Annotated in this window: 10 protein-coding genes; 7 read left to right on the forward strand and 3 right to left on the reverse strand. The window is 70.8% G+C overall.

Annotation, left to right across the window (positions count from 1 at the left end; all coding sequences use genetic code 11):
- Positions 1 to 137: 137 nt before the first annotated feature.
- Both FYX01_RS02350 and FYX01_RS02355 read right to left on the reverse strand, forming a co-directional pair.
- Positions 138 to 428: a hypothetical protein gene (locus FYX01_RS02350; RefSeq protein ID WP_150237032.1), complete on the reverse strand. Its 291-nt coding sequence runs from the start codon at positions 426 to 428 to the stop codon at positions 138 to 140.
- An 88-nt stretch (positions 429 to 516) separates the two neighbouring features.
- Positions 517 to 939, reverse strand: coding sequence for a hypothetical protein (locus FYX01_RS02355; RefSeq protein WP_150237034.1), 423 nt, complete (start codon positions 937 to 939; stop codon positions 517 to 519).
- Between the two features lie 398 nt (positions 940 to 1337).
- On the opposite strand from FYX01_RS02355, the gene FYX01_RS02360 reads away from it, so the two are divergent.
- Positions 1338 to 2081 (forward strand): SDR family oxidoreductase, encoded by a 744-nt coding sequence (locus FYX01_RS02360; RefSeq protein ID WP_223830274.1) that lies wholly within the window; start codon positions 1338 to 1340, stop codon positions 2079 to 2081.
- Between the two features lie 32 nt (positions 2082 to 2113).
- Here FYX01_RS02360 and rfbD read toward each other — a convergent pair whose 3' ends face one another.
- A complete protein-coding gene (gene rfbD / locus FYX01_RS02365; protein ID WP_150237036.1) occupies positions 2114 to 2980 on the reverse strand; it encodes a dTDP-4-dehydrorhamnose reductase in 867 nt (288 codons plus the stop codon).
- 165 nt (positions 2981 to 3145) lie between these two features.
- Here rfbD and FYX01_RS02370 point away from each other — a divergent pair, with 165 nt between their 5' ends.
- From FYX01_RS02370 to FYX01_RS02395, 6 genes are all read left to right on the forward strand, one after another.
- Positions 3146 to 3820 (forward strand): dTDP-4-dehydrorhamnose 3,5-epimerase family protein, encoded by a 675-nt coding sequence (locus FYX01_RS02370; RefSeq protein WP_150237037.1) that lies wholly within the window; start codon positions 3146 to 3148, stop codon positions 3818 to 3820.
- Positions 3821 to 3889: 69 nt separating this feature from the next.
- Positions 3890 to 4882: an aldo/keto reductase gene (locus FYX01_RS02375; RefSeq protein ID WP_317846040.1), complete on the forward strand. Its 993-nt coding sequence runs from the start codon at positions 3890 to 3892 to the stop codon at positions 4880 to 4882.
- Between the two features lie 195 nt (positions 4883 to 5077).
- Entirely contained in the window at positions 5078 to 8254 is a 3177-nt protein-coding gene (locus FYX01_RS02380) for an efflux RND transporter permease subunit (protein ID WP_150237039.1), read from the forward strand.
- Between the two features lie 21 nt (positions 8255 to 8275).
- Positions 8276 to 9172 (forward strand): DMT family transporter, encoded by an 897-nt coding sequence (locus FYX01_RS02385; protein ID WP_150237041.1) that lies wholly within the window; start codon positions 8276 to 8278, stop codon positions 9170 to 9172.
- A gap of 397 nt (positions 9173 to 9569) precedes the next feature.
- Positions 9570 to 10142, forward strand: coding sequence for a hypothetical protein (locus FYX01_RS02390; RefSeq protein WP_150237043.1), 573 nt, complete (start codon positions 9570 to 9572; stop codon positions 10140 to 10142).
- 119 nt (positions 10143 to 10261) lie between these two features.
- Positions 10262 to 11695, forward strand: coding sequence for a PepSY-associated TM helix domain-containing protein (locus FYX01_RS02395; RefSeq protein WP_150237045.1), 1434 nt, complete (start codon positions 10262 to 10264; stop codon positions 11693 to 11695).
- The last annotated feature ends 136 nt before the right edge of the window (positions 11696 to 11831 follow it).

The following is an 11831-nucleotide window of genomic DNA, read 5'->3' on the forward strand; positions in this document are numbered from 1 at the left end:
CTGCACGACCCCGCGCACCGCCGAAACGCCGACCGGCTACGCCGCCAGGCCCAGCGGATGCCCACCCCCAACCACACCGCCGCCCGACTCACCCGACTCGCCGAACAACACACCACCCCCCACCGCTGAGGGAAGGATCAGTTCGTCACCCCGGTGTCCTTCTCCTTGGTCCCCTCGACGCGCTCGATGACGAAGTCGGCGAACTCCTCGAAGGAGCCGCCCTTGAACTCGACCATCTCCTCCAGCAGTTCCACGCCGTACAGGTCCTCGAGCATCAGGGTGAGCTGCACGACCGCGAACGATCCGAGGTCCTCCATCAGCTCGGGCTGCGGAAGGTCGTACTGGGGCTCGCTGTGCGTGAACATGAGCACGGTCATGGCCTGGATCTTGATCTGGGAGACGAGCTTCTCGCGGTCGATGGAGGGCATGGGTACCGAAGGCCTTTCCAGGAGGGATTGGGTTGCTCGTAAGGGGTTTCAGGTGCTTCAGGTGTGTCTCACCACCATGGCGCCCGCGTCAGGACCTTGAGAGGACGCGCAGGAACACCGTGCCGATCTTCTCCCACTCCTGACGCTCGATCGCGAAGGTCCTGCGCCCCGCGGCCCGCTGTGCCAGCTCCGGAGAGGGGTCGGTGACCTCGCGGATCATGGCGGGATACGCCTCCATGGTGGAACTGTGCTTCTTCAGAGGCCAGAAGTGGAGTTTCTCCAGACTCCGCTCGGAGAAGATGTGGTTGATCAGGAGGAGATTGGACTCGATGGCCAGGCCGCTGACGAGGTCGTCCTTGACGACCATTTCGATCTCGCCCTCCCCGGTACCGGGGTCCACGTTCCGCAGGGAGGCGAACCCGATGTTCACGCCTCCTATGACCTGTTCGACCAGGAAGTGGGCCTCGGTACCCGCCGGATCACCGCCGTGGGCTTCGACGAAGGAATCCAATCCCGGGTACCCGCCGAAATCCTTTTCCACGAGAAGGTCACGCAGCCGGTCACCGACGACGGGCGCGAGAACGTGGAGTCTCGTTCTCCTGGTCCGAACATGTGAGTCGATCATGGATCACCAACCTCGGTTCCGCTTTGCAGAAGGCACAGGGGCACTCCCTGAGCGTGCAGGGCTTCGGAGGACGTTATCGGTACCGAGGAGGCGACCGGCAACACCAATTCTGAGTTTTCGCCGTCCCATGCATTCGCTGTCCCGCCAGCGGGACACATGCTAGGACTGGCCGCGGACGCGAACAATGCTGGTACTCCGTTCCGCGCCGAAGCGGAGCCACCGGTGATACGCGTGACCCGCGGCGACGGCGGCCGGACGCGACCGAGACGACCGAGGAGTAATCGATGGCGCAAGGCGTGGCTCTCATCACCGGTGCCTCCCGCGGGGTCGGCGCGGAGGTCGCACGCAGGCTCGCCCGCCGTGGGGGTGTCGGCACCGTCGTCATCAACCACCGCGACGAGCGCAAGTCATGGATGGCGCGCGCCGTCGCCGCCGAGGTCGAGGCGGCCGGATGCCGGGCGGACGTCCTGCGCGCGGACCTGACCGAGCCGGACGAGACGAAGGCGATGGTGAGCGCCCTCGGGTCGGAGCACGGCAGGGTCGACCGGCTGGTGCTCAACGCCAGCGGCGGTCTCGAACACGGTGTGGACGACGACTACCCGATGCTCATCAACTTCCGCGCCCAGGTCAGGCTGGTGGACATGCTCCTCCCCCTGATGCCGCGGGGAGGCCGGATCGCGTTCGTGACCTCCCACTGGGCGCACCTCGAACGGTACGAATCGCCGGTGTACGCGCGTGTGGCCCGCAGCAAGCGCGCCGGGGAGACCGCCCTTCGCGAACGCGCCCCGGAACTGGCCGAGCGCGGGGTCACGCTGTCCGTCGTGAGCGGGGACGTCATCGCCGACAGCATCATCGCCCACATGCTCGACCGCCTGAACCCGGGGTGGATCCGGGCCCGGCTGGACAGGGTGGGCGCGCTCCCGGACACCCGCGCCTTCGCCGAGAGCATCGCGGAGGCGACCGATCCCGTGCGGAGCGCCGCCCCTGGCGAGGTACACACGGTCTACGTGGGCAGTACGGACATGTGACGGCCGCGTGCCGTACGCGCGGCCGGTCGGCCTCAGCTCTCCGGCGGGGACATCTCATCCAGCGCCTCCCGCAGGGCCGCCCTCCAGGGACGGAGGGGCGGCGCACCGAACTCGGCCCACCTGGACTGCCCCAGCACGCTGTAGGCGGGTCTGCGCGCCGCCCGCGGGAAGAGGTCGTCGGCGCAGGGGCGCACCCGGTCCGGGTCGGCCCCGGCGAGCAGGAAGACCTCCGCCGCCAGTGAGAACCACGTGGCCTGCCCGCTGTTGGTCGCGTGCAGGATCCCGTTGGCGTCCGGACGGCGGCCGACCAGGACGATGCGGCGCGCGAGGTCCCGGGTCCAGGTGGGCTGCCCCACCTGGCCGTCCACCACGTCGGCCCCCGATCCGCTCGCCGCGATCCCCAGCATCGTCTTCACGAAGCTCCGGCCGTGGGCTCCGTAGAGCCAGGCCGTCCGCAGGACCGCCGCACGGTCCGGCAGCGCCCGCAGCACCGCGTGCTCCCCCTCCAGCTTGCTCTCCCCGTAGACCGAGCAGGGCGAGGTCGGATGGTCCTCCTGGTAGGGGGAGGAGCGGTCGGAGCCGGAGAAGACGTAGTCCGTCGATACGTGGAGCAGCCTGGCCCCGGTCCGGGCACAGGCCTCCGCCAGGTGCCGGGGGCCCTCCGCGTTGATCCGGTACGCCTCGTCGGGACGCGACTCGGCGGCGTCGACGTCCGTGTAGGCGGCGCAGTTGACCACGGTGTCCGGGGCGTACCGCGCACACGCCGCACGGACACCGCCCGGATCGGTGATGTCCAGGTGGTCGCGCCCCAGACCGACGACCTCCTCGCCGGACCGCAGAAGCTCCTCCACCAGGTCGTGGCCGAGCTTTCCGCACGCTCCCGTGACCAGCCATCTCATGCCGTCCGCCTTCCCCGCCCCGCGATCGCGGTCGCTTCCGTCCTGGTCCGCCCCGTGTCCGGGCAATACTCTGCGCACTGCCGGCTCCGGTCCCTCCGCTGCGAGCGGACCCCGGACGCCAACGACACCGACCCGGCCGCCGGGGGTCAGGAGGCCATCCCCAGAATGCAGGCACGCAGACTAGCCGTCGACGGCGCGTTCGAGTTCACCGCGATGGTGTTCCCAGACGACCGAGGAGCCGTCGCCTCGCACTTCCACGAGGATCCCTTCACGAACGCCACGGGACGGCCCCTGTTCCCCGTCGCGCAGACCCTGCACAGCCGCTCGCGCAAGGACGTGGTGCGCGGGATCCACTACACGGCGGTGCCGCCGGGCGCGGCGAAGTACGTCTACTCCTCGCGAGGACGCTCCCTGGACATCGTGGTCGACATCCGGATCGGGTCGCCGACCTACGGTCGCTGGGACTCCGTGGTGCTCGACCAGGAGAGCTTCCGAGCGCTGTACCTACCGTTCGGGGTCGGCCACGTCTTCGTCTCCCTGGAGGAGGACACGGTCATGACCTATCTGCTGTCGACCGTCTACCTCGCGGAACAGGAGATGGCGCTGTCACCCCTAGACCCGGCGCTGGACCTGCCCCTGCCGCGCGGTGCGGCCCCGATCATGTCGAAGCGCGACCTGGAGGCCCCGACCCTGGCGGAGGCACGCGGACGCGGAGCGCTCCCCCTCTACTCCGAGTGCCTGGGGCTGGAGGGGGCAGCGGTCCCGTCCACCCGGTCCGGCCTGTCCCGGCAGGAGGGCGCACACCTACAATCACCACCGTTTTCGCCCGGTACGGAATGACGGAGCCGAGCCCCGAACCGTTCTACGGAACACCGCACCCCAAGCCCCCGGACAGCACGAACCACAGGGATGATGATGCAGTACACACGCCTCGGCCGGACAGCACTGCAAGTGAGCCGGCTGTGCCTCGGCACGTTGAACCTCGGCGTCAACCTGCCCAAGCCCGACAGTTTCGCCCTGCTGGACACGGCCCTGGACGAGGGCGTCAACTTCGTCGACACCGCCGACCAGTACGGCTGGCAGGTGCACCGGGGGTGGACCGAGGAACTGCTGGGTGAGTGGTTCGCGCAGGGCGGCCGCAGGCGGGAGAAGATGGTGCTCGGCACCAAGGTCTTCACACCCATGAGCGACTGGCCCAACGAGGGCGGCCTCTCGGCCCGGCACATCATCTCCGCCTGCGAGGCCTCCCTCCGACGTCTGGGTACGGACTGGATCGACCTCTACCAGATGCACCACGTGGACAGGAGCGCCCCGTGGGAGGAGGTCTGGCAGGCGATGGAACTCCTCGTACAGCAGGGCAAGGTGCGCTACGTCGGCTCCTCCAACTTCGCGGGCTGGCACCTCGTCGCCGCCCAGGAGGCGGCGAACAGGCGGCACTTCCTGGGCCTGGTCTCCGAGCAGTCGTGCTACAACCTGGTGCGCAGGCACGTCGAACTGGAGCTCATCCCGGCGGCCCAGGCGTACGGGATCGGCGTCGTGGCCTGGTCACCCCTGCACGGCGGCCTCCTCGGCGGCGCCCTGCGCAAGCTGGCGGAGGGAACGGCGGTCAAGACCGCCCGGGGGCGCGCCATGAACGCCATGCCGACGCTGGAGGCCACGGTCGGCGAGTACGAGCAGTTGTGCGGAGCGCACGGCCTGGATCCGGCTGAGGCCGCCATGGGCTGGGTGCTCTCCCGCCCCGGAGTCACCTCCATGGTCATCGGTCCCCGGACGGAGGAGCACCTGCGCGGCGCGCTGCGCACCTTGGAGCAGGAACTGGATCCAGGCCTGCTCGAAGAGCTGGAGAAGCTCTTCCCCCCCGTGGGCAACGGCGGTCCCGGCCCCGAGGCATGGGCCTGGTGACCGTCGGATCGCCCGCAGCACTCCCCCGCCTCCCCGCGCCGGCCGTCGGCGGCACCGCCGCGGACACGGACTCGTACGGTCCCCGTTCCGACGCGAGGAGATGAGAGAACCCGTGTCCGAGGAAGTCCGAGGACCGCGCAGAACCCCCCGTCGCAGTGGAGCAGGGCTCACCGCAGCCCGTAGGGAGCCCCTTTCGTGAGACGCCTCGTCCAATTCTCACTTCGCAACAGAACGGCCGTGATCCTGGTGGTGATCACCGCGGCCGTCGCCGGCGTGGTGTCGGCCAACGTGGCCGACCGCGAGCTCATGCCCTCCATGGAAATGCCCATGGTCATGGTGGACGCCGTTCACTACGGCGCCTCTCCGCAGACGGTCGAGCGGGAGGTCACACTTCCCCTGGAACAGGCGGTCAGGAGCGTTCCGGGCGTCAGTTCGTTCAGCTCCACCTCCTCCGAGGGCCGTGCCCGGGTGACGGCCGAGTTCGACTACGGCGAGTCCGGCCAGGACCTGCTCCGCGACATCCGCAGGGCGACGGACCAGGCCGCCTCCGACCTTCCCGACGGTGTCGAGGTCTTCTCCCAGTCGTTCGGCGAGACGGACATCCCCATCGTCATACTCGCCGTCAGCTCCGAAGGGGACGAGCAGGACCTGGCCGCACCGCTGGAGCGGCGGGCCGTCCCCGAACTGGAGGCGCTCCCCGGTGTCCAGTCGGTGGTGGTCAACGGGATCCGCGAACAGACCGTGTCCGTGCGGGTGGACGAGGAGGCCCTGGAGGACGAGGACCTCACGCCCGAGGACGTTCTCGCCTCCCTGGAGGAGAACGGCCTGAGGAGCCCGGGCGGCGTGGTCCGGGACGGCGGCGGCGCCTTCGGCGTCACGACGAACTCCTCGTTCGACTCGGTGGAGGACGTCGAGGACGTCTGGGTGGCGCCCCGGAGCGCCATCACCGAGTCGGTCCTCTCCGGGGACACCGGCTCCCCGCCGGACGCGGTCCGGCTCTCCGATGTCGCCGACGTCGAGCTCGGCACGGGCGAGGCGGCCACGCTGACGCGGACCAACGGCTCCCCGAGCCTCGGCGTGATCATCACCAAGGCGCCCGAGGGCAACACCGTGGAGATCTCCGACGCGGTACACGCCCAGCTGGACGACCTGGAGGCACTGCTCGGAGGCGACGCGGAGATCGCCGTGGTCTTCGACCAGGCTCCCCAGATCCACGACTCCGTCTCCTCGGTGATCGAAGAGGGAGCACTGGGCATCGCGTTCGCGATCGTCGTCATCCTGCTCTTCCTGCTGTCCGTTCGCTCGACCCTGATCGTCTCCCTCTCCATCCCCCTCGCCCTGCTCCTGACCGTGGCGGCGACCCAGCTGGTCGGCTACTCCCTCAACCTGGTCACCCTCGGAGCCGTCGCCGTCACCATCGGACGGCTGGTGGACGACTCGATCGTCATCCTGGAGAACATCAGGCGCCACCTCGCCAGGGGCGGAGACCGGTTCGCGGCGGTACGCGACGGGACCCTGGAGGTGGCCACGGCGGTCTTCTCCTCCACCCTGGTCACCCTCATGGTGTTCCTCCCCATGCTGTTCGTCACCGGGATGACCGGGGAGGTCTTCCGGCCGTTCGCGGCGACCGTGAGTCTGGCCCTGGCGATCTCCCTGGTCGTGGCGCTGACGGTCGTGCCCGTCCTCGCCTACCTGTTCGCCCGGCCGGGCGCGTCCCCCGCTGGAGAGGAGGAGTCCGGGAAGCGGCTCACCCCCCTCCAGCGCGGCTACCGGTGGCTCATCAGATGGGCCGTCGCCCACCGCCTCGTGACGGTGGCGGCCGGGATCCTGCTGTTCCTGCTCACCCTCGGCGTGTCGATGTCCCCCTGGTTGAAGACCGACTTCATCGGGGAGCAGAGCCAGAACACCTTCCAGGCGGTACAGGAGCTTCCCGCGGAGATGCCGCCGGAGGAGGCCGAGGAGGAGGCGGCCAAGGTCGAGGAACTCCTGCGGGGCGCGGCCTGGATCGAGTCCTACCAGGTCACGATCGGCGGCGACAGCGTGACCTCTGCCCTGGGCGGAGCCGAGGCCGGGGACACCACCTACAACATCACCTCCGACCCCGACGGGGACCACGACGCCGCCTGGGACCGGCTGGCCGCGCTGCTCGCCGACGTGGACACCGACCACCCCGTCGTTCTAGACGACGGTAGTTCGAGCGGGTCCTCCGGCGTGTCGGTGGAGGTGGGCGCCCTGGACCCGGAGACCTCCGAGGAAGCCGCCGAAGAGGTGGTGGAGACGCTGGAGGGCCTCGACGGGCTGGAGAACGTGCGCAGCAACACCAGCGAGACCGTGAGGACCTACGAGGTCCGGGTCGACGGCGAGGCCGCGGCCGACCGGGGTCTGACAGAGGGAGCCGTGGGCCAGGCCGTCCACGAGGCCTTCCAGGGCGTCGAACTGGGCACGGCGGACGTCGACAACGTCAGCCGGGACCTCGTCCTGCACCTCCGGGAGGAGCCCGGAACCCTGGACGACGTGGACGACATCCCCATCGCCACACCCTCGGGCGGGACGGTCCGCCTCTCCACGGTCGCCGACGTGGACGAGGTCACCACGCCTCCGGTACTGCACAGGGTCGACGGCGTCAGGGCCGTCACCGTCACGGCCGCACCGACGGCCGAGGACCTCGGTCGGCTGGGTGAGGAGATCTCCCAGCGTCTCGACGGCCTCGACCTTCCACCGGAGGTCACCACCACCGTCGGAGGCGTGAGCGCCGAGCAGGACGAGGCGTTCGACCAGATGTTCTACGCCATGCTCGCCGCGGTGGCGATCGCCTACGTGATCATGGTGATGACGTTCAGGAGCCTGGTGCAACCGGTGCTCCTGATGGTGTCGGTGCCCTTCGCGGCCACCGGATCGCTCGGTCTGCTGCTGATCGCGGACATCCCCCTGGGCGTGCCCGCCCTGATCGGCCTGCTCATGCTCATCGGCATCGTGCTCACCAACGCGATCGTGCTGGTCGACCTGATCAACCAGTACCGGTCCGAGGGCATGGAGCTGCGCGAAGCAGTCGTGAACGGTTCGCTCAACCGGCTCAGGCCGATCCTCATGACCGCCGTGTCCACCATGGCCGCGCTGACGCCCCTGGCGCTGGAGCTGACGGACAGCGGCGGGGCCTTCATGACCCAGCCCCTGGCCGTGGTCACCATCGGGGGCCTGTTCTCCTCGACCGTGCTGACCCTCGTCTTCCTGCCGGTCCTCTACACCATGGCCGAGGGCCGCGGGCTCCGAAGGGCCGAGCGGCGCGCCGAGCGCAGGAGGAGGAAGGAGCGGGGACGTGAGGAGGACGAGGGAGAGGCCGCGGGCCCGGTTCGGGAGGACGGTGAGGCCTGAGGAGGTGGGATCATCTCTGTCATGGTTTCGGGCGTGGTGTGGGGAATCGTCTTCGCGGTGCTCTCGTGTGCCGCCTACACGGTCGCGGCGGTGGCCCAGCGCAGGCTCGCGGTGCGGGTGGCGGAGCCGCTCACCGGAGGCAGGCAGCTGACCGCCCTGCTACGGCATCCGCTGTGGTGGGCGTCCCTGCTGTTCAACGGGATCCGGGCCGGTTTCCAGGTGGCGGCGGTGAGCCACGCGCCGTTGACCGTGGTGCAGCCGCTCGGCGTGCTGGTGCTGGTGTTCGGCGTCCCGTGGTCGGCCCGTCTGGGCGGGCGCCGGGTCACCCGCGCGGAGTGGCGCGGCGCGGCGTTCACCACGGTGGCTCTGGGCGTGCTGCTGGTGGCGACGGTGACCGACGGCCGTGGCGGCGTGCTCGACGACACGGACGCGGCGGTGGTCGGCGCGGGTACGACGGCGGTGCTGTCGGCGACCGCGTGGCTGGCGGGAAGGGTCGGGTCCGCCGCCTGGCGAAGCTATCTGCTCGCGGGAGCGGCGGGGGTGGCCTTCGGGGTCTCCTCGGCCATGGTCAAGACCGCGGTGTCGGTCATCGGTGAGAACGGAGCGGCCGGGCTGCTGCACGCGTCCTCGCTGGCCACACCCGTGATCGCGGTGCTGGGCCTGTTCCTGGCGCAGGCGGCCTACCAGGGCATGGAGCTGGGAGCCCCGCTGGGGATCACCACCTTCACCAACCCGGTCTCCGCCGCCGTGGTGGGTGTGGTGTTCATGGACGAGGCCTACGTCGGCGGGTGGGTCGGCGGCGCGGTCGCGATGGCGTGCGCCCTGCTGGCGGCGTACGGGATCCGGTTGCTCACCGTCCCCCTGGACGGGACGGCGGAGCGGGCGCCGAAGGACACGGGGGCCGAGCGCGCGCCGTGACCGGTCCGGCACCCGGCCGGGGGCACGGCCTTTCCGTTTGCGGGTGCCGACCGTCTCCGGCGGTGCCGCGTCCCCGTGGGAGTGACGAAATCCGCTCCGCCCCGGATCGCGGTTTCGTTGCGTCGTTTCGTCACCCGAAAACGCGTCCAGGTGCGGACGGCCGAAGGCCCTCCCTGAGCGCCCCGCGGGGCGGCGGGGCGGTGGCCGCCCGGTAGCCGCTCTGGTTCCCACGGCGCCCGCCGGCTGCCGTGGGCGGAAGGCCTCCCGAACGCGTTCCGCGCCCGGACGGGCACCGCGCCCCGGCGAGCACACCGCATCCGGCTGTGCGCATAACGTCACGTGAACGCTCCCACGGAAGGTGTGGGCACCCACACGGAAATGGGCCACACTGTCCGTTATGGCTGAAACGGTCCCGCTCCGTTTGCCCCGCGCCACGGTGTTCGCCACCGTGTGCACCGGCGTGTCCTCAGTCGGTCACGCCCTGGCCGCGGGACACGCGGTACCGCTCCTCGGCATCGCCGCGGGTTTCGTGCTCGTCCTCGCCGTCGCCCACGGGCTCTTCCGCTCCGAGCAGCGTCTCGGCCCCCTCGTCGGAACGACACTGTGGGGGCAGGCCGCGCTGCACCTGCTCTTCGCCGTCACGTCACCGGGCGGAGCCGCCTCCCACACGGCCGGGCCCGAGGCACTGACCGGATCCGGTGCCGGGCCGGGCATGCTCCTCGCCCACGCCGTGGCCGGAGTGGTGTGCGCGTGGTGGCTGCGCCAGGGGGAACGGGCGGTCCTCGCCCTGGCCGGCCTCGTGCGCTCCCTGCTGGACCGCCTGCTGCTCCTCGTCGCGGAGCCCGCACCCGTCCCCCGCCCCGTCCCCGCGGGAAGCCCCGCGCGGACATCCCCCCGGCGGTCCGCCCGGCTGACGTTCCTGCGCCATGTGCGGATCCTGCGCGGACCTCCCGCGGCTCCCCTGATCTGAGACCACTCCGCCGACCGCTCCGTCGGCCCCCGTGTCCGGCCCCCACACCGACACCTCCGTACCGCGTGCCCGAAACCCCCTGTGGGCTGCTCCGAGACCAGCCCAGGAAGGTCACCCCCATGGCATCGAACGCCCCCGACCGGCTCGGCTCCCCCGAACCGGCTCCCCCTCCGGCCCGGCAGCGCTCCCGCTCCACGTGGGCGGCGCTGCGCCAGCTCCTGCTCCGCCTGCACTTCTACGCGGGTCTCCTCATCGCCCCGTTCGTCGTCGTCGCCGCCGTGACAGGACTGCTGTACGTCTACACGCCCCAGCTGGAACAGGCCCTCTACTCCGACCAGCTCCACGTCACCCCCGGCGACAGCGCGGTGCCCCTCCAGACGCAGGTGGACACCGCGGTCGACGCCCACCCCGAGGGAACGCTGAACGCCGTGCGCCCGGCCACGGAGCCCGACGAGAGCACCCGCGTCCTGCTGGACGTGGAGGGGCTCTCCGAGAGCCACCGGCTGGCCGTCTTCGTCGACCCCTACACCGGTGAGGTCCTGGGCGACATGACCAGCTACGGCAGCAGCGGCGCCCTGCCCGTGCGGTCGTGGCTGTCCGAGCTCCACCGCCACCTGCACCTGGGGGACCTCGGCCGCGTCTACAGCGAACTCGCCGCGAGCTGGCTGTGGGTGGTCGGCCTCGGCGGGGTCGTTCTGTGGATCGGCCGCAGGCGCAGGAACCGCCGCCTGCGCCGCGCCCTGCTGCCCGAGAACTCCGCGACCGGCCGGAACCGGACCCTGTCCTGGCACGGGTCGGTCGGGCTCTGGGCGCTGGCCGGTCTGCTGATGCTCTCCGCCACGGGGCTGACCTGGTCCCAGTTCGCCGGTGAGAACGTCGGCCAGGTGCGCACGGCCCTCGGCTGGACGACCCCCGCGCTGTCGGCTTCCGCCGCGTCGGGGCACGAGGGCCACGGCGACCGGGCCGGACAAGCGGACCACGGAGCGGCCGGACAGGGCGCGGACCTGGACCGGGTGCTGGAGTCGGCGCGCGCGGCGGGACTGGACGGCCCGGTGGAGGTCTCCGTACCCGTGGAGGAGGGTGTGCCGTTCACGGTGGCGGGGGTTTCGCGGACCTGGCCCGTCAACCAGGACTCGATGGCCGTCGACGCGTCGAGCGGCGAGGTGGTCGAGGCACTGAGGTTCGCCGACTACCCGTTCATGGCCAAGATGACCTCATGGGGGATCGCCTTCCACATGGGCCTGCTGTTCGGCCTGCCGAACCAGATCCTGCTCACGCTGGTCGGCCTGTCCGTGCTCGCCCTCGTCTTCTGGGGCTACCGGATGTGGTGGCTGCGCCGTCCGACGAAGGAGACCGCGCTCTCCATGGGACGGCCGCTGGTGCCGCGAGGCACCTGGCGCGGCCTGCCGTGGTGGTGCCTGGCCCTGGTCGCCGCGACGGCGGTGGGTGTCGGCCTGTTCCTGCCGCTGTTCGGGATCTCCCTGCTGGTGTTCCTCCTGGTGGACGCCGCCGTGGGTGCCTGGCGCGGGCGCACGCGCGCTGAGGCCGCGTAGCGGTCCGCCCCGTACGCGCGGGGCCCGGTGCCGTCTCGGAAGGTGCTTCCGCGACGGCGCCGGGCCGCCGACGAGCGCGGATGAGGAAATCCTCATGTCCGTTTCATCTCGGACTTCCCCTGGCCCGGGATGCTCG

The sequence above is a fragment of the Nocardiopsis quinghaiensis genome, assembly GCF_008638365.1.
GTDB lineage: Bacteria > Actinomycetota > Actinomycetes > Streptosporangiales > Streptosporangiaceae > Nocardiopsis > Nocardiopsis quinghaiensis.

What these genes read in the sequence shown, in the direction of transcription:
- FYX01_RS02350 (WP_150237032.1), bottom strand. Translation starts at nt 428, where the DNA reads ATGCCCTCCATCGACCGCGAGAAGCTCGTCTCCCAGATCAAGATCCAG.
- FYX01_RS02360 (WP_223830274.1), top strand. Translation starts at nt 1,338, where the DNA reads ATGGCGCAAGGCGTGGCTCTCATCACCGGTGCCTCCCGCGGGGTCGGC.
- rfbD (WP_150237036.1), bottom strand. Translation starts at nt 2,980, where the DNA reads ATGAGATGGCTGGTCACGGGAGCGTGCGGAAAGCTCGGCCACGACCTG.
- FYX01_RS02370 (WP_150237037.1), top strand. Translation starts at nt 3,146, where the DNA reads ATGCAGGCACGCAGACTAGCCGTCGACGGCGCGTTCGAGTTCACCGCG.
- FYX01_RS02375 (WP_317846040.1), top strand. Translation starts at nt 3,890, where the DNA reads ATGATGATGCAGTACACACGCCTCGGCCGGACAGCACTGCAAGTGAGC.
- FYX01_RS02385 (WP_150237041.1), top strand. Translation starts at nt 8,276, where the DNA reads ATGGTTTCGGGCGTGGTGTGGGGAATCGTCTTCGCGGTGCTCTCGTGT.
- FYX01_RS02390 (WP_150237043.1), top strand. Translation starts at nt 9,570, where the DNA reads ATGGCTGAAACGGTCCCGCTCCGTTTGCCCCGCGCCACGGTGTTCGCC.
- FYX01_RS02395 (WP_150237045.1), top strand. Translation starts at nt 10,262, where the DNA reads ATGGCATCGAACGCCCCCGACCGGCTCGGCTCCCCCGAACCGGCTCCC.